Below are 21,459 nucleotides of genomic sequence, written 5' to 3'. Positions count from 1 at the left end.
GCGAGGAAAGGCGGGCGGAAGTCGCCAATGCTTCGCGCGATCGCGTGACGCTCGAACGCAAGCTGATCGACATCATCGGCCAGCTTGATCGCCTGATGCAGGCCTTGACCCGCGGAATCCTGCCGATCGAGGCGATCGAAACGCAGTACATATTCCTCGAGGCAGAAAGAGCGCGCATCACCGTCGACCTTGAAAAGGTCCCGCGGCCGCAAACGATCGAGCTGCACCCGCAAGCGGTTGGCCAATATAAGCGCACAGTGGAAAATCTGTCCGCAAGACTGAGCGAGATGGACGAGAAGTCAGGCGCTGAAATCTTCGCTTCATTCCGCGAACTTGTCCATAGCGTGTCTTCGTTCACGATCGCCAGCACAGCGACATCGAGGTCGTCGGCCACCTGGCAGCCCTGCTTGGAAGCCGCGCCGAAATATTGGGGGGGACTGTGGTAGCGGAGGAGGGATTTGAACCCCCGACACAAGGATTATGATTCCTCTGCTCTGACCTACTGAGCTACTCCGCCACTGGTCAAACGATACCTGCTCGCGAAGCGCTGCGGGCTCGTGGGATGAGCGGCTTATAAGGTGCGCTTCGGCTTTGTGTCAAGCGCATGATGGAGAAAAACGGTGGGCTTTGCCGGATGCTGCTTCCTGCCCGCTTCAGGCGGCGACGGAGCTGGACAACAGGGCCTTCAGCGAAGCTTCGGCCGAAGGTTCGCGCTCGGAGCGTTCGATGAAACCGCCGCCGAAGACGCGGGCGTCGTCGCCGGGCGCGGAATAAAGTGCGCAGGCCTGGCCAGGCGCAATACCCGCCTCGCCGACCGTCAGGTCGACATAGGTGCCGGTGGCGTCGACATGCAGCACGGCGGGTGCCGGAGCCCGCGTCGAGCGGACCTTGGCGTAGCAGGCGAAGCCTTCGCCGGAAGCGGCTTCCGCAAGCGTCTCGTCGCCGAGCCAATTGACGTCGCGCAGGTAGACGCGGTGCGTTTCCAGCGCCTCCTTCGGTCCGACGATGACGCGGCGCGAACGGGCGTCGAGGTAGACGACATAGAGCGGCTCGCCGGTGGCGATGCCGATGCCGCGGCGCTGGCCGATCGTGAAGTGCAGGATGCCTTCATGGCTTCCGAGCACGCGGCCGTCGAGATGGACGATCTCACCGGCCAGCGCCGCATTCGGCTTCAGCTTGGTGATGATGTCGGAATATTTGCCCTGCGGCACGAAACAGATGTCCTGGCTGTCGGCCTTCTTGGCGACGACGAGGCCCATCTCTTCGGCGAGCCTGCGGGTCTCGGCCTTCGGCAGGCCGCCCAGGGGAAAACGGAGATAGTCGATCTGCTCCTGGGTCGTGGCGAAAAGGAAATAGCTCTGGTCGCGGTCGGCATCGGCGGGCCGGAAAAGCGCACGGCGGCCGGGATTTTCGCGCGAAGGGTTCGTCCGCGAGCGGATATAGTGGCCGGTCGCCAGCGCATCGGCGCCGAGCTCCTTGGCGGTCGCCAGGAGGTCGGCAAACTTGACCGTCTGGTTGCAGGAAACGCAGGGGATCGGCGTTTCGCCCGCCACATAGCTCTCGGCAAAGGGATTGATCACCGTTTCGCGAAAACGCTTCTCGTAATCGAGCACGTAATGCGGGATGCCGAGGGTTTCGCAGACACGGCGGGCATCGTCGATATCCTGGCCGGCGCAGCAGGAGCCGGCGCGGTGAACGGCCGCGCCATGATCGTAAAGCTGCAGCGTGATGCCGAGCACATCGTAACCCTGCTGTTTGAGAAGGCCGGCGACGACGGATGAATCGACGCCGCCCGACATGGCGACGACGACGCGGGTCTCTTCCGGCTTCTTATCAAAATCCAGTGTGTTCAACGATGATGCCAATTCTGCGCGGTCACGATCCGCTCTTGCGCTGCAATTACGGCGGATTTGCCGATATCAGGCGGGATCGGCCGCCGTCTCTCGATGAGGCACCGATATAGAAAGGATTGTCCTTGGACGCAAGAGGCGGGCCTTTGGACGCCGGTTGGTTTCGCATTCCCGCGTGAAGGGAGGCGCAGCCGAAGCCGCGCCTTTTGGTAAGCGGGGGGTGCGGCTCAGGTGCCGATCAGCTTGTTACAGGCGAATGCGATGCCCGGATTGGCGATGATGGCAGCCACGAGCGCCAGCCCGATTATCGAGAATGAATAGCGTTTCATAAACATCCTCCTTCCAGCCCACCGCAATTATGACGGTTCGGCCGCCATTCTCAAAATAAAGATTGGTTGATGCTGTCACTAGGCCACATCAAGCTCCCGTGCCAAGGCCTCCATCAGCTCGCGGCAGCCGATTTCGCGGTTGGCGCCCGCCGAGGCATCGTCGAAATAGACGCCCTGCTCGGTATAGGTCATGACGGTGCCCTTGCCGGAGGGGCTGAATTCGATGGTTGCCAGAGAGACCGAGATCGGAGCTCCGCCCACCGCCATCCGGTAGGAGATGACGATGCGCTCGTTCGGCACGATGTTCTGATACTGTGTGTCGTTGATGATCTCAGGCCCGTCACCGAAGCGGAAGCGCGAAAACTCCGAGCCGTCGACGCTGAAATCCGAGGTAAATTCAATCACTTCCCACCCTTCACCCTCGGCGAACCAGCGCCGCTTGCTGTCAAGATCGGAAAAGGCGAAGAAGACGCGCTCGGGCGGAACGGGATAGGCGCGCTCGACGGCGAAGGTGGCGTGGGAAACGGCCGGCTGGGTGGCCGCTGGCTTCGTGGACTGCTCGTTCATCACTCTTTCTCCTCTTGCTGGTTGTTGATCTGGTTGTTGGCCGGCTGTGAGAGCATCTCGCCCAGGCGATCGAACCGCCGCTCCATCAGGCTTCTGCGTTCTGCCACCCAACCGGCGATCCGGTCGAGACCTGATGGTTCGATACGGCAGGTGCGCACCCGTCCGATCTTCTCGCTGCGGATAAGGCCGCTTTCCTCCAGCACCTGCAGATGCTGGACGATCGCTGCAAGCGACATGTCGAAGGGGCGCGCCAGCTCGCTGACACTGGCGGGGCCGCGGCTCAGCCGCTCGACGATCTGCCGCCGCGTCGGCTCGACCAGTGCCTTCAGAATATCGTCTATATCAGAATGGTTAAGCATGGACTTTAGTATTGTGGTACGAGGCTTAATTGTCAAGCCACCACTTAACTATTTACGCAGGCGCTGTCCTCGCGCCCTTTCGAGCGCGACCAGTGCGCAAAATCATAGGCGCCTACGCGGAAGTCTCACTTATGTGACGAGGCGACCTTTGGCACGCCGCCATAAATCAGCGCCTCCGCCTCTTCCTGCGGCATTGGCCGGCCGAGCAGATAGCCCTGCACCTCGCTGAAGCCTTCGGCGCGCAGCTTCTGCAGCTGTTCTTCCGTCTCGATGCCTTCGGCCAACGTCGTGGCATTGAAACCGGAGCCGATGCCGACGACGGCGCGCACGATGGCGAGATTGCCGGCATCCGTCTCGATGCCCGAAACGAAACTGCGGTCGAGCTTGATCTTGTCGAAGGGGAACGATCTGAGATAGCTCAGCGACGAATAACCCGTGCCGAAATCGTCGATGGCAATGCGGATGCCGAGTGCCTTCAGCGTGCGCAGCAGCGGCAGGCTTTGATCGACATCGGTCAGGAACACGGACTCGGTGATTTCGATTTCAAGCCGGTTGGCGTTGAGGCCCGTCTCGTCGAGGGCGGCGACCACGGTCGAAAGCAGGCTCGCATGCCTGAACTGGCTGACCGAGAGATTGACGGCGATCCTCAAGTGGGCGGGCCAGGCGGCGGCTGCGCGGCAAGCCTCGCGGATCACCCAGTCGCCGATCGGCACAATAAGGCCGGTTTCTTCTGCAAGCGGAATGAACTCCATCGGCGCGACCAGACCGCGCTTGGGATGGCGCCAGCGGATCAGCGCCTCGAAGCCGGCGATACCGTCATCGTCGAGCTGCACGATCGGCTGGTAATGCAGCTCGAACTGACGCTTATCAAGCGCTGCCCGCAGCTCGGCCGTCATCACGTGCCGGCGCTCGGCGACAAGCCGCATCTCCGCCTCATAGAAACGATAGGTCGAGCGCCCGCTCTCCTTGGCGGCATAGAGCGCCAGATCCGCATGCCGCATCAACACGTCGGCGTCGACGGCATGATCCGGCGCCAATGCGATGCCGATGCTGCAGGTGACGTGCTCCCGGGTGCCGTCGAGATCGAAGGCGCGACCGAGCGCCTGCAGCAGCCGCTCGGCAAAACGCCCGGCCCGCTCCGGCTCGTCGAGCTGCAACACGACGGCGAATTCGTCACCGCCGAGACGGGCGACGAGATCGCCCTCTTCCGCGAGCTGCATCAGGCGCTGCGATACCTGGCAAAGCAGCGCGTCACCGGCGGCATGTCCCTTGCTGTCGTTGATATGCTTGAAATGATCGACGTCGATATAGAGCAGCGCGATCGGGCTCTCTGCAGTCGCTTCGGCCGTGCGCTCGCTGATATGCCTGGAAAAGGCCGCCCGGTTCGACAGGCCCGTGAGGGAATCGTGCATGGCGAGATGGGCAAGCTTTGCCTCGACGGCACGCTCTTCCGTCACATCCTGCGAGATGCCGAGCAGGTAACGCGGCGCGTGCCCCTCCGGCGCCGGCAGGGCGCGCTTGACCGTGCGCAGGATGCGCTGTGCACCATCGGGGCGCAGCATCGTCTCTTCGAAGCTGATCGCGGCGTCCGCCTCGAAGGCTAGGCGATCCTGCTCGCGGAAGGCATCCGTCTGGCCGCCGGCAAACAGCGCCCGGTCGGTTCGGCCGGCGATGTCCTGAGCCTTCATGCCGACAATGTCGCCGCAGGCTTCGTTGAAGAGGATGTACAGCCCGTCCGCTTCCATGTCCTTGACGAAGACGCCGACCGGCAGGTTGTCGACGATACTGTCGAGAAGCGAGCGTGTATCGCTGATCTGACGCCTGATGGCATTGACCTCGGTGCGATCCTGCACGACCGCCAGGATCGCGCTCCGCCCCTCGAAGCGCACCTCGCGGCCATAGGTCAGGACTTCGAAGGTCTCGCCGCTTGCCTTGCGGTGAATCCATCGCTCCGCCTTTTCCACGTCGGTGCGGCTGTTGACGGCATCGACCATCCGCATGCGCTCATGCTCGGGACGAATGTCCAGGACCGTCATGCCCGGGTATTCGTCTGCCCTGTAGCCGTAAAGCGCCGCCGCCGCTTCGTTGACGATGAGAAAGCGTAGCGACAGCGGATCATAGACCCACATTGGCGACGGATGCATCGCAAACAGTGCGCGAAAATCCTCGTTCGGTGCCTCGGTATGCTCGGTCGTCGTCAAAGGGGCCATAGAATTCGCGTGGGTTGATGCCGATCTCACCCCTATACTGATAAAAGTTAAATAAAATCAGAATCATACGCGGCTTGAACTTGAGGCTAGATCTATAGAATGAGCAAAGGCGGACTTTCTTAAAAATATTTTGGCCGCCATGGAACAATTCCCTCGATCACACGTTGCGGGGTGATCGATGTCGCAATCGAACGGTGAGGAGGGTTTCATGGCCAGGTTCGGCACGACGACCGATTACATCAGAATCAAACATTGGATCGAGGAACGCGGCGGCCATCCCGCCCGTATCAAGAACGCACGGGATAGCGAAACTGTCCGTGTCGATTTTTCCTCGGAACCGCAGGAGGAGATCTCCTGGGACGAATTCTTCCAGGGCCTCGACGACAGCAGGCTCGCCTTCCTTCACCGCACGAAGGCTGAGGACGATGTCGCCCGTTTAGGCAAGATGGTCCGCCGCAAACGCCGGCACCACTGAAAATCACCATTCCCAACACAGAAAACCCGGCGCCGTTTCCCGCGCCGGGTTTTCTATGTTTTCCTTGGGAGGAAGAGACTCAGTCGATGTTGAAGGTCAGCAGCTTTGCCTGGCGGATCGCGTGGTGCGCCGTCAGCTGTGCAAGCACGCCGTCCTCCACCTCGCCGTCGACATAGAGCAGCGCGATGGCGTCGCCGCCCTGCTTGTCGCGGCCGAGCTGGAAGTTGGCGATGTTGACGCCCGCAGAACCAAGCGTCGTGCCGATGAAGCCGATCATGCCGGGAACGTCGGTATTGGTGATATAGATCATGTGCGAGCCGACATCGGCATCGAGGTTGATGCCCTTGATCTGGATGAAGCGCGGCTTGCCATCCGAAAACACCGTGCCGGCGACCGAGCGCGTCATGCTTTCGGTCGTCACCGTCAGCTTGATATAGCCGTCGAAGACGCCCGTCTTGTCGCGCTTGACCTCGGAAAGCACGATGCCCTTTTCCTTGATCATGATCGGCGCCGAAACCATGTTGACGTCGGCGACCTGCGGGCGGATGAGGCCGGCGAGAACCGCGCTCGTCAGCGCCCGGGTGTTCATGTTGGCGGTGACGCCGTCAAACAGGATCTCGATTTCCTTGATCGGCTCCTCGGTGACCTGGCCGACGAAGGCGCCGAGAACATCGGCGAGACGGATGAAGGGCTTCAGGATCGGCGCTTCTTCCGCGGTGATCGACGGCATGTTGATGGCGTTGGAGACCGCACCCTTGACGAGGTAGTCCGCCATCTGCTCGGCGACCTGCAGAGCGACGTTTTCCTGCGCCTCGGTCGTCGAAGCGCCGAGATGCGGCGTGCAGACGACGTTCGGCAGGCCGAAGAGCGGGCTTTCCTTGGCGGGCTCGACCTCGAAGACGTCGAAGGCGGCACCGGCGACATGGCCTGATTTGATGGCTTCGGCAAGGGCTGCCTCATCGACCAGACCGCCGCGGGCGCAGTTGATGATGCGTACGCCGGGCTTGGTCTTAGCCAGCGCTTCCTTGTTGAGGATGCCGCGCGTCTTGTCGGTCATCGGCACATGCAGCGTGATGAAATCGGCCCGGGCAAAAAGCTCATCGAGCTCGACCTTGGTGACGCCCATCTCTTCGGCGCGCTCCTTGGAGAGGAACGGGTCGTAGGCGACGACATGCATCTTGAGGCCGATGGCGCGGGCGCAGACGATCGAGCCGATATTGCCGGCGCCGATGACGCCGAGCGTCTTGCCGGTGATCTCGACCCCCATGAATTTCGACTTCTCCCACTTGCCGGCCTGCGTCGAGGTATCGGCTGCCGGAAGCTGGCGGGCAACGGCGAACATCAGCGCGATCGCATGCTCGGCCGTGGTGATCGAGTTGCCGAAGGGCGTGTTCATGACGATGATGCCGCGGCGCGAGGCGGCCGGGATATCGACATTGTCGACGCCGATGCCGGCGCGGCCGACGACCTTGAGGTTGGCCGCCCCTTCGATGATTTTTTCCGTCACCTTGGTGGCCGAGCGGATGGCGAGTCCATCATACTTGCCGATGACTTCGAGCAGACGGTCCTTGTCCTTGCCGAGCTGCGGTTCGAAATCGACTTCGACGCCGCGGTCACGGAATATCTGGACGGCGGTTTCCGACAATTCGTCGGATACGAGAACGCGAGGTGCCATTGTGGCCTCCTTCAAAAGTGTTCAGCGATGAATGAATGGAGATGCTGGGCTCCGCCCTGTGGCGGAGCCGGATGCGATCACATCAGGCTGCGGCCTGAGCAAGCTGCGCCTTCTGGGTTTCGAAAGCCCAGGAAAGCCAAGGCATCAGCTTCTGCATGTCTGATGCTTCGATCGTGGCGCCGGCCCAGATGCGCAGGCCGGACGGCGCGTCGCGGTAATGGCCGACGTCATAGGCGACGCCTTCCTTTTCCAGCAGGCCGACGAGACCCTTAGCGAAATTCGCCTGGCCGTCGTCGTCGAGGGCGCTCACATCCTTATCGACGATCTTCAGGCAGACGGAGGTGTTGGAAGCCGTTTCCGCCTTGACGGCGAGATTGGCGATCCACTCATTTGCCGCGACGAAATCGTGGATGACCTTGGCATTGGCGTCGGCGCGCGCGATCAGCGCCTTGAGGCCGCCGAGGCCCTTGGCCCAGACCAGCGCATCGATATAGTCTTCGACGCAGAGCATCGACGGCGTGTTGATCGTCTCGCCCTGGAAGATACCTTCCGTCAGCTTGCCGCCCGAGGTCATGCGGAAGATCTTCGGCAGCGGCCAGGCTGGCGTGTAGGTGGTGAGGCGCTCGACAGCGCGGGGCGACAGAATGATGACGCCGTGTGCGCCCTCGCCGCCCAGAACCTTCTGCCAGGAGAAGGTGACGACATCGAGCTTGGCAAAATCGAGTTCCTGCGCGAAAGCGGCCGAGGTCGCATCGCAGATCGTCAGGCCCTTGCGGTCGGCAGGGATGAAATCCGCATTCGGCACGCGCACGCCCGAAGTGGTGCCGTTCCAGGTGAAGACGACGTCGCGGTCGAAATCGACGGCCGAGAGATCGGGAAGCTCGCCGTAACCGGCTTCGAGCCTGCGCACATCCTTGAGTTTCAGCTGCTTGACGACATCGGTTACCCAGCCGGCGCCAAAGCTTTCCCAGGCGAGCATGTCGACGCCGCGCTCGCCGAGCAGCGACCAGAGCGCCATTTCGACGGCGCCGGTATCGGATGCCGGAACGATGCCGATGCGGTAATCCGCCGGCACCTGAAGAATCTCACGGGTAAGGTCGATGGCCTGCTTGAGCTTGGTCTTGCCGACCTTCGCACGATGCGAACGGCCAAGAGCCGCGTCGGAAAGAGCGTCGAGCGACCAACCGGGGCGCTTCGAGCAGGGGCCAGAAGAAAAATGAGTATTTTGCGGACGGATGTCCGGCTTTGCGGTCTTCGCCATGATGCTATCCTCTCAGATAGAAAGCCCTTCGTTGGGGAAGGGTGTCCCGCCGCTGTGTGTATGGATCGGGCGCTTCATAGTCAAGATCGAAGTGTCGCAAGTTGAGGATATTTTAACGCAAGCAAGGTGGCCGAAACGAAAAAAACCGCCCGGGGTCGGGCGGCTTTCCGATGCAAGAAATTGAATTTACTTGTAGACCGGCTGCTGCAGCGGGATTGCCGGCGGCTCGTAGGCGACCGGCTGGGCACAGCCGCTGAAGAGGTAGCGCGCGCCGATACGGGCTTCGTGAGCGGTGAGACCCTTGTCGCGGCCCGGGCCGCCATTTTGGGCGTAGCCGAACATGTTGCCGCCGTCGACATGCAGGTAGCGATAGCCGACATCGGCCTTGATGTTGCAGGTCACGTCGATCGAGGCGCCGGCCATGAGGGCGTAGGTGAAGCGCCAGTTGCCCTTGCCGCCGTGGGTGACTTCGTCGTCGCAGAAGCTGCCGTCATCGGCGCAGGCAACGTTCTTCAGGTTCTTCCACTTCACGTAGGAACCACCGATACCGGCGCCAACATAAGGTGTCACGTAGCCATAGGTGCCGAGATCGACATAGGCGTTGGCGAGCAGCGTATAGGCCGTCAGCGAGGAGGAGTCGCGCGAGGTGCAATCCACCAGCGGGAAGCCGCACTGCCCGACCGTCGAGCCGTGGAAATCCGCCTGCGTGAGGTAGTCGAAGGTCAGATCGGTGCGGAGGTAGCTGTTGATCTGATAACCGACACCGCCGCCGACGGTCCATGCGTCATCGAGGTCCGCGCGGTCGAAATCGACTTCCGTGGCGTTGCTGCCCTGGAAATAGCGGGCGCCGCGCAGATCGGTGAAGGCATAGCCGACATCGCCGCGCAGGTACCAGCCGGTCGCTTCGGTGACTGTCACCTCAGGCGGCTGTTCCGGGATCGGCTCGGCAGGAGCGAGATCCGCGGAATAGGCGTTTGTCGCGATCAACAGTGCGGCGAAGATGCCGGACAAGCTTCTTTTCATGATCCCACTCCAAAATCCCGTTGCGTCGGCAGGCTCGGTCGCCGCCAATCTGGTACGCTTCGGATGGATAATGGATTGGAAACGTTAAAACCTGCTTAACCACGATTATTTACCTTGATGCTCAGGCATCTCAGCAGCCTGAAACATAAGGCGGTTGGATTTTTGGGCTCGGTCCCGGCGACCGGATCGCTGCCGCCGCAGGCACAAAAAAAGCCGGCGCTTGCGCACCGGCTTTCGATAGTCTGCCTCGCAGGGATCAGGCGGCCGTGCGAACGTTCGAGATCGTGCCGATCAGCTCGTTGACGATGCGCTCGATCTGGGCGCGGTCGTCGCCTTCGGCCATGACGCGGATCAGCGGCTCGGTGCCCGACGGGCGGATGACGAGCCGGCCGTTCTTGGCGAGCTCAGCTTCGGCATCGGCGATCGCCTTCTGCACCTGGATATCCTCCAGCGGCTTGCCGCCACTGATACGGACATTGCGCAGAAGCTGCGGCACCGGCTCGAAGCGGCGGCAGACCTCGCTGACGGTCCGCCCCGTGCGCTTGACTGCGGCAAGGATCTGCAGTGCCGCGACGAGGCCGTCGCCGGTCGTGCCGTATTCCGAGAGCACGATATGACCGGACTGTTCGCCGCCGACATTGTAATTGTGCTGGCGCATATGCTCGACGACATAGCGGTCGCCGACCTTCGTGCGGGCAAGCGCCATGCCGCGCTCGTCGAGGAAGCGCTCGAGGCCGAGATTGGACATGACAGTGGCGACAATGCCATTGCCGCGCAGCTGCTGGCTTTCGGCCCAGCTCTCGGCAATGACGGCCATGAGTTGGTCGCCGTCGACGATCGAACCATTCTCGTCGACGATGATGACGCGGTCCGCGTCGCCGTCGAGAGCAATGCCGATATCGGCGCGTACCTCGTCGACCTTCTTCTGAAGCGCGACCGGGCTGGTGGAGCCGCAATTGAGATTGATGTTGGTGCCGTTCGGCTCGTTGCCGATGGTCACGACATCGGCGCCAAGCTCCCAGAGCACGGCCGGCGCCACCTTGTAGGCAGCGCCGTTGGCGCAGTCGATCGCAATCCTCAGGCCCTGCAGCGTCACGTCGCGCGGCAGGGTGCGCTTGGCATGTTCGATATAGCGGTCATGCACGCCGTCGACGCGCTTGGCGCGACCGATGTCGTCGGACTTTGCGAGCTGTGCGTTCAGGTCCTTTTCGAGCAGATCCTCGATCTCGGCCTCGATGTCGTCGGAAAGCTTGTAGCCGTCGGGGCCGAAAAGCTTGATGCCGTTATCCTCGTAAGGATTGTGCGAAGCAGAGATCATCACGCCGATATCGCAGCGCAGCGACCGCGTCAGCATCGCGACGGCAGGTGTCGGGATCGGGCCGAGAATGAAGGCATCGAGACCGGCGGCTGTGAAGCCCGCGACCATGGCATTCTCAAGCATGTAGCCGGAAAGGCGCGTGTCCTTGCCGATGACGACGCGATGGCGATGGTTGCCGCGGCGAAAGATCGTGCCGGCGGCAATGCCGACCCGCATCGCGAGATCCGGCGTCATTGGGAAGACATTGGATTGGCCGCGAATGCCGTCGGTCCCGAAATAGCGTCTTTTCATCTGCACTCCTGCGCTTTCCGCGCGCCATTCAAGGCAGCGCATCGTTCCAAGCGAATGTGGCTTCAAAGGTCCGTCGTCAATCCCAGAGCGTGCGAGTCGGACCTGCCTTATTTCATCGGGATGCCATAAAACATCGAAATCGGCACGTAAATTACCGAGAAAAATGAATATATCCCGTTACCAATAGAAAAGGCCGGGTTTCCCTCATGGGGAAATCCGGCCTTGTTCAGGGTGGCAGCGCCGTTCAATGCGGCTGCGGTTCGAGGCCGCCTTCGGGCTCATCGCCCTTGGTGGCAGGCCGCGCGCCGGCCTTCGGAACTGCCGAGCCACGGCTCGGCGGCGAATCGTCACCGAGATCGCGAGACGGCTTCTCGCCACGGATCAACGCCTTGATCTCTTCGCCGGTCAGCGTCTCGTATTCGAGCAGGCCTTCGGCAAGGGCGACGAATTCGTCATGCTTTTCCGTCAGGATCGTGCGGGCCTGCGTATAGGCTTCGTCGATCAGGCGGCGCACTTCATTGTCGATCTTCTGCGCGGTTGCTTCCGAAACGTTCTTCGACTGCGAAACCGAGTGGCCGAGGAAGACTTCCTGCTGGTTTTCACCATAGGCGACCTGACCGAGCTGATCGGAGAAGCCCCATTGCGTGACCATGGCACGGGCAAGCTTGGTGGCCTGCTCGATGTCGGAGGAAGCGCCTGAGGTGATGTTCTCCTTGCCGAAGGTCAGTTCTTCGGCAACACGGCCACCCATCATGATGCAGAGGCGCGAAACCATCCACTTGTAGCTCATCGAGTAGCGATCGCCCTCGGGAAGCTGCATGACCATGCCGAGCGCACGGCCGCGCGGAATGATCGTCGCCTTGTGCAGCGGATCGGCAACGGCGACGTTGAGCGCGGTAATGGCGTGGCCAGCCTCATGGTAGGCAGTGAGCTTCTTTTCCGCCTCGGTCATGGCCGAGGAACGGCGCTCGGCGCCCATCATGATCTTGTCCTTGGCGTCCTCGAATTCCTGCATGGTGACGACGCGCTTGTTGCGGCGCGCGGCCATGAGGGCGGCTTCGTTGACGAGGTTCATCAGATCGGCGCCGGAGAAACCGGGCGTGCCGCGGGCGAGAACCTTGAGATCGACATTCGGCGCCAGCGGAACGTTGCGGGCATGTACCTTGAGGATACGCTCGCGCCCGACGATGTCGGGGTTCGGCACCACGACCTGGCGGTCGAAACGGCCGGGACGCAGCAGCGCCGGATCGAGAACGTCGGGGCGGTTGGTGGCGGCGATCAGGATCACGCCTTCATTCGCCTCGAAGCCGTCCATCTCAACCAGCAGCTGGTTCAGCGTCTGCTCGCGTTCGTCGTTGCCGCCACCGAGACCGGCGCCGCGATGGCGGCCGACGGCATCGATTTCGTCGATGAAGATGATGCAGGGCGCATTCTTCTTCGCCTGCTCGAACATATCGCGCACACGGCTTGCACCGACGCCGACGAACATTTCGACGAAGTCGGAACCCGAAATGGTGAAGAAGGGCACATTGGCCTCACCGGCGACCGAGCGGGCGAGCAGCGTCTTGCCGGTGCCCGGAGGGCCGACGAGCAATACGCCGCGCGGGATCTTGCCGCCGAGACGCTGGAATTTCTGCGGGTCACGCAGGAATTCGACGATTTCCTCGAGATCCTGCTTGGCCTCGTCGACGCCTGCAACATCGTCAAAGGTCACGCGGCCATGCGCTTCGGTCAAAAGCTTGGCCTTGGACTTGCCGAAGCCCATTGCGCCGCGCGAGCCACCCTGCATCTGCCGCATGAAGAACAGCCAGACGCCGAGAATCAGAAGCATCGGCAACAGCGTGCCGAGATAGCTCAAAAAACCCGAGGAGCCGTCCGTTTCAGGACGGGCGGAAACCAGGACATTCTTCTGCTGCAGGCGATCGAGCAGGCTGTCGTCGATGACAGGCGAATAGGTCTGGAAGGTGGTGCCATTTTCAACATAGCTTCCGGAGACACGGTTGCCCGTGACCACGACTTCCTTCACACGGCCCGCATCCACCTCACGCAGAAACTGCGAATAGGGGATCTCGCGGGAGCCCGTCTGCGCCGGCGCCGTCTGGAACATACTGAAAAGGGCGATCAGCAGAAGCGCTATGATCGCCCACAAGGCGAAATTACGTAAGTTAGGGTTCATCGAACTCCCCAGCACTGGAACAGCCGCCTCATGGCGACCGTCTTATTCTTCTCTAACATAGGGTTGCGCCGGGCCGTTGCCAAGGCAATCCCCCATGTCAGATGGTTTTTCCGTCAATACTTCTTAAAGGCAGCCCCGCATAGGGCGCCGTTGCGAAAACCGCCGAAAGCCTGTCGGCAAAGATGAAATCAAATCGTGTCAAAAAGCGGTCGAAGGGCGCGAAATAGGGCATAAGGTCGACCCTGCGGACGGATTCCTCAGATAAAGGGGCTCCTTCGGAGGTTAAAGCCGGCGCGGAGGCGACGGCGCGCTTCCATGCCGCCTTGGGCAAGCGCTCAAAATACTCTCCCCTCATTCCTGTCCTCGGACTTGATCCCGTCTCGACCACTATCGAGGTGGGCGAACCATTGCATGCATAAAACCTTCCATCCCACACCCCCGCCTCTCCCGGCCGCAGCACTAGAGGCAATATCCCCCGGTTCTCGCGCGCCAGATAAAGCCCATCACGTCGCAGGTCGAACACCACCCGGCCGACTGTCATCCGCCCGGGCTCTCTGCCGACGGCAAATGGAAGGAGTCGCTCCATCTGCGCCCTCCCCGGCACAAATGGCTGCCCGCCAAAGACGGCCGTCAAGCGGCCGAGCGCATAGTCGAGGACGGCTTGATCCTGCCTCAACCCATCGGGCAGCACATGCCCGAGCAGGCCGCCGTGAAGTGCGAAATGGCGGTCCAGCCATTCGGCTCCCCTCGACGACAAAGCGAGCCGCTCTTCCCAGGCCGCTCGAATATCCTGCTCCATGCCTCCATCGGTCGTAAGCTGCTGGCGCATCCGCACCCGCTCGTACTTCTCATCCTCGTTGCTGGGGTCGTCGATCCACGGCACGCCCCGCTCTTCCAGGAAGGTGCGGATATCTGCCCGGGTAGAAAACAGAAGTGGCCGCAAAATCCAAAAACGCCGGTCGAAGAGCACCGCATCGGCAATACCTGATGAAACCTGCTCCGTTCGCATCCCACGCATCTGCAACGTTTCGCGCTGATCGTCGAATGTATGGCCGGTAACGATGAGATCGGCGGCAAGCTCCTCCGCTGCCTCGGCCAAAAGGCGATAACGCGCCTCGCGGGCCGCCGCCATGATGCCGGTTTTCGGCTTGTCGCCCTGCCAGTTCGCGACCGTGTGGGGAATGCCAAGCGATGCGCAGAGGGCAGCGACTTCTCGCGCCTCATCTGCGGAGCCGGCGCGCAGCGCGTGATCGACGGTCGCGGCGCAAAGGGAAATCTTGAGGTGGGGCGCGGCCTTCACGGCTTCGTCGAGGAGGAGAAGCAGGCCGGTGGAATCGCTGCCGCCCGATACTGCGACGAGAATGCGCGCGGGGCTTTGGAGCGAGAAGAGAAACTGACGGATCGCCGATCGAGGCGATGACGGGCGTTCGGCACACATGCCGGCGGCCTAGCAGGCGAGGCGCTTCTGTTCGCTCGCAACTTTAGTGATGACGGCGCGTGAGGCCTTCGGATAACGCTTCGAGACTTCGCGCAGCGTCGCGCAGGCCGTCTCGGTATTGTCGAGGGCGGCAAGCGACATGCCGAGCTTCAGGAGCATTTCCGGCGCCTTTTCCGATGTGCCGTATTTCTGATGGGCATTGAGGAAGGTCTTCGCCGCCTCATTGTACTTGCCCTGCGAATAGAGCGCCTCGCCAAGCCAGAAATTGGCGTCCGCCGCCCGCGCGCTGCTCGGGTAACGGGTGATGTACTGCGTGAATTCCTGCTCGGCCGTGCTGTAATCGCCGGAAAGCACATGCCCGTAGGCGGACTTGTACTGATCGGCCTCGCCGCCGAGCGAAGCGGTCTGCTGAGACTTCCCGCTATTGGCATCAGGAATCGGCCCGGAGCCGATTGTGGCATTGTCGTCGATCGTTCCGCCGATCTGTTTGCCGTTCTGATCGAAGTCGATCGAGCCAAGCTCCTTCGGCGGCTGGCCGAGACCACTATTCTGAGGCACGTTGCTGGAGGGAGCCGTTTCGGCTCCCTGCGGCGCTTGGATCACCTTGGCGATATCGTCGCCGCCCGAGGCTGCCGGAGCGGGATCGGTTTCGCTCTTCTTGACGGGCGCCTTGGTCGTATTGCCGCCGGCGCCTGTCTTTTCCAGCTGCTGGAAGCGGAATTCATTATCTTCCTGCTGCTTGCGGATCGTCTCCTGCATCTGCAGAAGCTGAAAGCTCATCTCCTCGATGCGGCCGTTCAGCTGCCGCAACTGCTCTTCGAGCTGCTGCACGCGAACCTCCGCATCGCCGCTCTGCACCTTGACGACCGGCGGCGCCGCCTGGTTTTCCGTGGATCGGTCGCCGAGATGCAGCCCGAAGAACGAAGCGGAATAGGCCGCCCGTTCGCTCCCGGTCACAGCCGCGAGGCACAGCATGCCTGCCACGACAAGTTTCTTCATATGTATCGTCCTGTCCCAGTGATTCTTCGCGCCTCGATGGCACGAACAGGAGATTTTTCCAATTGCTTTCAAAAAGCAACGGAGTCTGGCCAAAGTGTGGTCAAAAAGAAAAGGCGGCCCCTGCAGGGACCGCCTTTCGAAAGCAAACTATGTCGGCAAATTACATGCCGGCGCCGCCGAGAACCGTGACCGCGCGGCGGTTCTGCGACCAGCAGGAAATATCGTCGCAGACGGCGACGGGGCGTTCCTTGCCGTAGGAGATCGTCTTCAGGCGCTGTGCGGGAACGCCGCGCGAAGCGAGATAGTCCTTGGCGGCAGCCGCGCGGCGGGCGCCGAGTGCCAAGTTATATTCGCGGGTGCCGCGTTCGTCGGCATGGCCTTCGACAGTGATCTGGTAGTTCGGGTAGCGGGCAAGCCACTGCGCCTGACGGTCGAGCGTCTGCGAGGCATCGGCGCGGATCGACGAGGAGTCGGTGTCGAAGAAGATGCGGTCGCCGACATTGACCGTGAAGTCCTGGGCGGAGCCCGGCGTTGCTGCACCGGCGCCGAGGCCAAGTTCGCCAGCGCTATTCGGTACGCCGCCGTTCTTCTTGGCGCAGCTTGCAAGTGCAAGACCGGCGACGAGCGCGATCATGACGGGGTTGCGGGCGAAATTCTGCATGCGGCTCATTGCCGGGGTGTGAATTCGGCTCATGGCCGGGTCTCCTTGCGATTTCAGGGTTTCCGGACAGTAACCGCACTCGGTTAACCGCCCCTCAAAGATTATGGTTAACAATTTATTGATTTGTCCCGTAGCCGCCCGGTTTTCATGATTCTGGGGCGACATAAAGGCATTGCCGCGCCCGCTACTCCAGAAGCGGCGACCAGGCCGGGTCGGAACCGTAGCTCGGCGTCTTGACGAGCTGTTCATTGTAACCGGTCAGATCGATCGAATAGAGCTGCGGACCGCCTGCGCCTGCTGCCTGGCGGAAGAACATCAGCACGCGGCCATTCGGCGCCCAGGTCGGACCCTCGTTGTGGAAGCCGGTCGTCAGGATACGCTCACCCGAACCATCAGGCTTCATCACGCCGATCGAGAACTTGCCGCCGGCCTGCTTGGTGAAGGCGATCAGATCGCCACGCGGCGACCAGACCGGCGTCGAATAGGAACCGTCACCGAAGGAAATGCGGGTCTGGCCAGAACCATCGGCATTCATCACGTAGATCTGCGGCTTACCACCACGGTCGCTTTCGAAGCTGACACGCGCACCGTCAGGCGAATAGGAGGGCGAAGTGTCGATCGCAGCCGTCGAGGTCAATCGCGTCGTCGTGCGCGAGCGCAGGTCCATCGTGTAGATGTTCGAATTGCCTTCCTGCTGCAGGCTCATGATCACCTTCTGGCCATCCGGAGAAAAGCGCGGCGAGAAGGTCATGCCCGGGAAATTGCCGACGACCTCGCGCTGCCCGGTTTCGAGCTGCAGCAGATAGACCCGCGGCTGCTGGTTGGCGAAGGACATGTAAGTGACTTCCTGCCGGCTCGGCGAGAAGCGCGGCGTCAGCACGAGATCGCTGCCATCCGTCAGCATCTTAATGTTGAAACCGTCCTGATCCATGATCGCCAGCTGGCGCTTGCGCTGCTGCTTGGTGCCGGATTCGGAGACGAAGACGACGCGAGTATCGAAATAGCCTTCCTCACCGGTGATCTGCTTGTAGATCGCATCGGCGATGATGTGGGCGACGCGGCGCCAGTTTTCCGGCTGCGTGTAGAACTGCTGTCCGGTCATCTGCTGGCCGGCAAACGGGTCCCAGAGACGGAATTCGGCACGAAGACGGCCATCCGCCTCCTGCGTCACCCGGCCTGTAACCAGCGCCTGCGCATTGATGACCTTCCAGTCCTCGAAACGTGGTGCGGCATCCGGATTGGAGATCTTCTCGATGAAGGCGCTCTTGTTGATCGGCGCGAAAAGGCCGGAGCGCTGCAGATCGGCCGCGATCACCTGCGAAACCTGCGCGCCCATATCACCCTGCAGGAAGTCCGTCACCGCAATCGGCAGCGGCTGGACATTACCCTTTCGAATATCGAGGGTGACCAACGCGTTGGCTGGCGTCGTAAAGGCTGCGACCCCGATCAGGCCTGCTATGACCATCAGAGCGCGGATGAGGGAACACTTGACCATATCAAACAAGCCTTTCAGCACTTCATGAATTCAAATTGCCGGCAGCGAAGTTAAAGACAACTTCCATCCAGGCATCGTATTTATCTTTGGAAGCCAGGCTTCTCGACATCTAGATTCCCATGCTGCTTGGATCGAAGTTGAGCTCGACTTCATTCCAGGCGTCATACTTGTCCTTCGGAAGCGTTGAGAAAGGTGCCGACTTCATGACAGCTCTATAAGCACCGCCTTCCAACGCACGGCGTGTGGAGTCGCTGCTGTTGCCGCCCGACGACTCGACTTCCGGCTGGCCAATAATGTTGCCGTCTTTGTCGAGCTTCATGTGAACCTTGATGACCATGCCGGAAAGGCCTTCCATTCCGGGCGTGACAAGCCAGTTACCCTCGATCAAGCTGCGCATCGCATCTTCTTCGCTCTGGCTGAGTTTCGAGCCACCATTGCTCTTCTTCGCACCCAGCGATGCCTCCTGCGTCGAGCGCTTGGCGCCGCCCGCGGAGGGATCGGTCTTGTTCAGCAACGCCGCGACCTCGTCGGCATTGAAGTCACTCTTCATCGACGAAGCCGATTTCGCGACTTCCTGCTTCTTGTCGGCCTTCTTCTTGTCTGTCGGTTTTTCGGCGGCCTTCGGCTCGTCCGGTGTCTTTTCCGGCGGCTTTTCGGCCGTCTTTTGTGGCTCCGGCGGCTTTACCTGCGGCTTGACGACCGGCGTCGGCACCTTGTCCGGCAATGCTTCCGCATCCGGCTTCGGCGGCTCCTCGGGCTTGGCCTGTTCTTCCGGCGGTTTTTCCTCCGGTTTCGGTGGCGTCACCTCGACCGGCTTCGGCGGCGGAATGGAAGCAACTTCCTTCGGCTGCTCGACCTCGGTCTCTTCCTTGTTGATTTCCTTGACGTCGTTCGGCTTGGGATCGACCTGCGGCAGCGGCTTCTCGCTCGAATTCGCCGCGGCGGCCTCGCTATTGCTCGGCTTGGCGTTCGGGACCGGCGGCGTTTTCAGGTCGGCATTGTTGTCGCCGGCATTCTCGGCCGGCTGTGCGATCGGCGGTCGCGTCGTCGGCACGGGCGCGGAAGTCTCCTTCTTCGGAGCCTTCTTGTCGCCCTGCTGCATCTGGGTGATCGATTCCACCGGCACGAGGTCGACCGGCATCGCCTCGAAATCCTCCACCTTGAAGGATTCCGGCGCACTGAGCGACACCATCGCCCAGGTTAGCACCAGGCCGTGCAAAACAGCAGATGTGATGACACTGGCCTTCATCTTGAGCGCTATTGGTCCTTCTTCTGCTGCGTCACGAGGCCGATATTCTTGAAGCCGGCCCCCTGGATGCGAGCCATGACGTCGGCGATGACGCCGTAGGGCGCCGTCGCGTCGCCGCGCACGAAGATGCGTTCGTTATAACCGGTGGTCGCGATCGCCTCGAGCTTGGCGGCGATTTCGGCCGCCGGGATCGACGTTTCCTGCAGGAACACCTCGCCGTCGTTCTTGACCGAGATCGTGATTGGCTGCGTTTCGGAATTCAGCGCCTTGGCCTGCGTTTCCGGCAGGTCGATCGGCACGCCGACGGTCATCATCGGTGCCGCGACCATGAAGATGATCAACAGCACGAGCATGACGTCGACGAGCGGCGTCACGTTGATTTCGGAAATCACGGCCTTGTTGCGACCGCCGCGACGGCGGCGTCCGCCGCCTCCGCCGCCATTGCCTCCAACAGCCATACCCATGTTCGAATACTCCGTTGGTTACTGAGCGGCAGCGCGCGGCTGCAGCTTCTCGTCGATCTGGCGCGAAAGTATGGCGGAGAATTCATCCGCAAAACCTTCCATGCGGCCCGAGAGCTTGCCGGCATCGGCAGAGAACTTGTTGTAGGCGATAACGGCCGGGATAGCAGCAACGAGACCGATCGCGGTGGCAAGTAGCGCTTCGGCGATACCGGGCGCCACGACCGCAAGATTGGTGGACTTCGATCCGGCGATCGCCTGGAACGAGGTCATGATGCCGACAACCGTACCGAAAAGGCCGATGAACGGACCGGCCGAACCGATGGTCGCGAGCGATCCGAGGCGGGCGCCGAGAAATTCCGATTCGCGTGACAGCGTCACGTCCATCGCCCGGTCGATACGCATCTGCAGGCCGATCGGCGAGCGGGCGCCGCGTTCGAACGACTTCTTCCACTCACGCATGGCCGCGACGAAGATCGCCGCCAGACCCGTATTGTTGCGCTCCGACAGCGATCGGTAGAGTTCTTCCAGCGACTGGCCCGACCAGAAAACCTGCTCGAACTTGTCGAACTGGCGTCGTGCGCGGCCATAAGCCAGGTACTTGTCGATGACGATCGCCCACGTCCATACCGAAGCCGCGATGAGCCCGAGCATGACGAGCTTGACGACGATGCCGGCCTGCATGAAAAGCGACCAGAGGCTGACGTCCGTCGCGGCTGCTGCCAATCCTACTTGTTCCATTGAACCAAAATCCTCGAATCCAAACGCCCGGCGCAGGACCGGGCGGCACAAAGTGATCTCGCAAGAAGTGTCTGGCGGCCGCTGCCCAAAGCCCTGGTCAAGCTTCCAAGCTCATCTTCCGCCTTCTTGCCGTCAAATTTGGTCAAAGGAAGGCGTGCACCGCACAAACTCTGACTTTCCCAGTAAGACACTATTATGGTTAATAGATCGTTAGTGCCTGACTGTGACAGTAAGCCTGCGTGCGGAAGATTTTGTTCCATGGAATACTTGACCGGGAGCAATGCCCGGCTGCCCGAGCGCCCATTCTGCGGCGCGCAAATTCCTTCACATAAAACTCATGTTTTGACAAGCGGGCAACTGCGAATTCCAGGCGATTCGAACTACAGCGGTTTGCTGCCTTCCAGGAATTTCGCCGCCAGCGTTTCCGGCAGCCGCCTCGGCCGCCCCTTGGCATTGATGACGGCAATGATCACCTTGGCGGCGATCAGCAGCGTCTCGCCCGAGCGGATCTGCTGGTTGAGCACCATCTTGGCCCCTCCGGCTTTTTCCGTGTGCGTCAGGATCGTCAGCACGTCGTCCATGCGCGCCGGGCTCTTGAAGTCGATCTCCATGCGGTGCACGACGAAAACCAGCCCCTCCTCGTCGGCGCTGACGAGTTCACGCTGCTCGACGCCGAGGCAGCGCAGATAGTCGGTACGGCCGCGCTCGAGGAAATGCAGGTAGCGGGCGTGATAAACCAGGCCGGAGAAATCCGTATCTTCATAATAGACCCGCTGAACGAGGCGATGTCCGGCCTCCGTCAGCTCTCCCGAAATGGAAAAAGGGCGTTCCGTCATAATTTTCTCCAAACTCAGGTGCCCTCTTTGGCGCAACGCTTCCCG

The 21,459-nt window shown here is 61.4% G+C and carries 19 protein-coding genes and 1 tRNA gene; 2 read left to right on the top strand and 18 right to left on the bottom strand.

Features of this window, described 5'->3' with window-relative positions:
- Positions 1-44: 44 nt before the first annotated feature.
- Complete coding sequence (locus tag EFQ99_RS21145; RefSeq protein ID WP_126923166.1) at positions 45-446, top strand: hypothetical protein; 402 nt, start codon at positions 45-47, stop codon at positions 444-446.
- Here EFQ99_RS21145 and EFQ99_RS21140 read toward each other — a convergent pair.
- From EFQ99_RS21140 to EFQ99_RS21120, 5 genes are all read right to left on the bottom strand, one after another.
- Positions 441-517 (bottom strand) — tRNA-Met (locus EFQ99_RS21140). The genes EFQ99_RS21145 and EFQ99_RS21140 overlap by 6 nt on opposite strands.
- Positions 518-653: 136 nt before the next feature.
- On the bottom strand, positions 654-1,853 hold the full coding sequence (gene mnmA / locus EFQ99_RS21135; RefSeq protein ID WP_126923165.1) for a tRNA 2-thiouridine(34) synthase MnmA: 1,200 nt from the start codon (positions 1,851-1,853) through the stop codon (positions 654-656).
- Between the two features lie 404 nt (positions 1,854-2,257).
- Complete coding sequence (locus EFQ99_RS21130) at positions 2,258-2,746, bottom strand: SRPBCC family protein (RefSeq protein WP_126923164.1); 489 nt, start codon at positions 2,744-2,746, stop codon at positions 2,258-2,260.
- On the bottom strand, positions 2,746-3,105 hold the full coding sequence (locus EFQ99_RS21125) for an ArsR/SmtB family transcription factor (protein WP_126923163.1): 360 nt from the start codon (positions 3,103-3,105) through the stop codon (positions 2,746-2,748). Before EFQ99_RS21125 ends, EFQ99_RS21130 begins: the two co-directional genes overlap by 1 nt.
- 125 nt (positions 3,106-3,230) lie before the next feature.
- A complete protein-coding gene (locus tag EFQ99_RS21120) occupies positions 3,231-5,315 on the bottom strand; it encodes a putative bifunctional diguanylate cyclase/phosphodiesterase (RefSeq protein WP_126923162.1) in 2,085 nt (694 codons plus the stop codon).
- Between the two features lie 208 nt (positions 5,316-5,523).
- On the opposite strand from EFQ99_RS21120, the gene EFQ99_RS21115 reads away from it, so the two are divergent.
- Positions 5,524-5,790: a hypothetical protein gene (locus tag EFQ99_RS21115; RefSeq protein WP_126923161.1), complete on the top strand. Its 267-nt coding sequence runs from the start codon at positions 5,524-5,526 to the stop codon at positions 5,788-5,790.
- Positions 5,791-5,869: 79 nt separating this feature from the next.
- Here the strand turns inward: EFQ99_RS21115 and serA are convergent, their stop codons facing one another.
- The 13 genes from serA to ybgC form a co-directional block, all read right to left on the bottom strand.
- Positions 5,870-7,465, bottom strand: a complete 1,596-nt coding sequence (serA, locus tag EFQ99_RS21110) for a phosphoglycerate dehydrogenase (protein WP_126923160.1) — start codon at positions 7,463-7,465, stop codon at positions 5,870-5,872.
- An 82-nt stretch (positions 7,466-7,547) separates the two neighbouring features.
- Positions 7,548-8,726 carry a phosphoserine transaminase gene (locus tag EFQ99_RS21105; RefSeq protein ID WP_126923159.1) on the bottom strand — a complete coding sequence of 393 codons (1,179 nt, stop codon included), beginning with the start codon at positions 8,724-8,726 and terminating at the stop codon, positions 7,548-7,550.
- A gap of 186 nt (positions 8,727-8,912) precedes the next feature.
- Positions 8,913-9,749 carry an outer membrane protein gene (locus tag EFQ99_RS21095; RefSeq protein ID WP_126923157.1) on the bottom strand — a complete coding sequence of 279 codons (837 nt, stop codon included), beginning with the start codon at positions 9,747-9,749 and terminating at the stop codon, positions 8,913-8,915.
- Between the two features lie 256 nt (positions 9,750-10,005).
- Entirely contained in the window at positions 10,006-11,358 is a 1,353-nt protein-coding gene (glmM, locus tag EFQ99_RS21090) for a phosphoglucosamine mutase (RefSeq protein ID WP_126923156.1), read from the bottom strand.
- Positions 11,359-11,602: 244 nt separating this feature from the next.
- Positions 11,603-13,534, bottom strand: coding sequence for an ATP-dependent zinc metalloprotease FtsH (ftsH, locus tag EFQ99_RS21085; protein ID WP_125847151.1), 1,932 nt, complete (start codon positions 13,532-13,534; stop codon positions 11,603-11,605).
- Between the two features lie 97 nt (positions 13,535-13,631).
- Positions 13,632-14,972 carry a tRNA lysidine(34) synthetase TilS gene (tilS, locus tag EFQ99_RS21080; protein WP_126923155.1) on the bottom strand — a complete coding sequence of 447 codons (1,341 nt, stop codon included), beginning with the start codon at positions 14,970-14,972 and terminating at the stop codon, positions 13,632-13,634.
- 9 nt (positions 14,973-14,981) lie between these two features.
- Entirely contained in the window at positions 14,982-15,971 is a 990-nt protein-coding gene (gene ybgF, locus EFQ99_RS21075) for a tol-pal system protein YbgF (protein WP_126923154.1), read from the bottom strand.
- Between the two features lie 160 nt (positions 15,972-16,131).
- A complete protein-coding gene (gene pal, locus EFQ99_RS21070) occupies positions 16,132-16,665 on the bottom strand; it encodes a peptidoglycan-associated lipoprotein Pal (RefSeq protein ID WP_126923153.1) in 534 nt (177 codons plus the stop codon).
- 151 nt (positions 16,666-16,816) lie between these two features.
- Complete coding sequence (tolB, locus tag EFQ99_RS21065) at positions 16,817-18,127, bottom strand: Tol-Pal system beta propeller repeat protein TolB (protein WP_126923152.1); 1,311 nt, start codon at positions 18,125-18,127, stop codon at positions 16,817-16,819.
- A 109-nt stretch (positions 18,128-18,236) separates the two neighbouring features.
- Entirely contained in the window at positions 18,237-19,376 is a 1,140-nt protein-coding gene (locus EFQ99_RS21060; RefSeq protein ID WP_126923151.1) for a hypothetical protein, read from the bottom strand.
- An 8-nt stretch (positions 19,377-19,384) separates the two neighbouring features.
- On the bottom strand, positions 19,385-19,840 hold the full coding sequence (gene tolR / locus EFQ99_RS21055; protein ID WP_126907430.1) for a protein TolR: 456 nt from the start codon (positions 19,838-19,840) through the stop codon (positions 19,385-19,387).
- Positions 19,841-19,858: 18 nt separating this feature from the next.
- Entirely contained in the window at positions 19,859-20,578 is a 720-nt protein-coding gene (gene tolQ, locus EFQ99_RS21050) for a protein TolQ (protein ID WP_064247637.1), read from the bottom strand.
- A 380-nt stretch (positions 20,579-20,958) separates the two neighbouring features.
- Complete coding sequence (ybgC, locus tag EFQ99_RS21045; protein WP_126923150.1) at positions 20,959-21,414, bottom strand: tol-pal system-associated acyl-CoA thioesterase; 456 nt, start codon at positions 21,412-21,414, stop codon at positions 20,959-20,961.
- Positions 21,415-21,459 lie beyond the last annotated feature (45 nt).

This window comes from Rhizobium vallis (assembly GCF_003985155.1).
Classification (GTDB): domain Bacteria; phylum Pseudomonadota; class Alphaproteobacteria; order Rhizobiales; family Rhizobiaceae; genus Rhizobium; species Rhizobium vallis.
The sequence above is the reverse complement of the archived record's forward strand: the minus strand, read 5'-3'. Positions and strand labels throughout refer to the sequence as shown.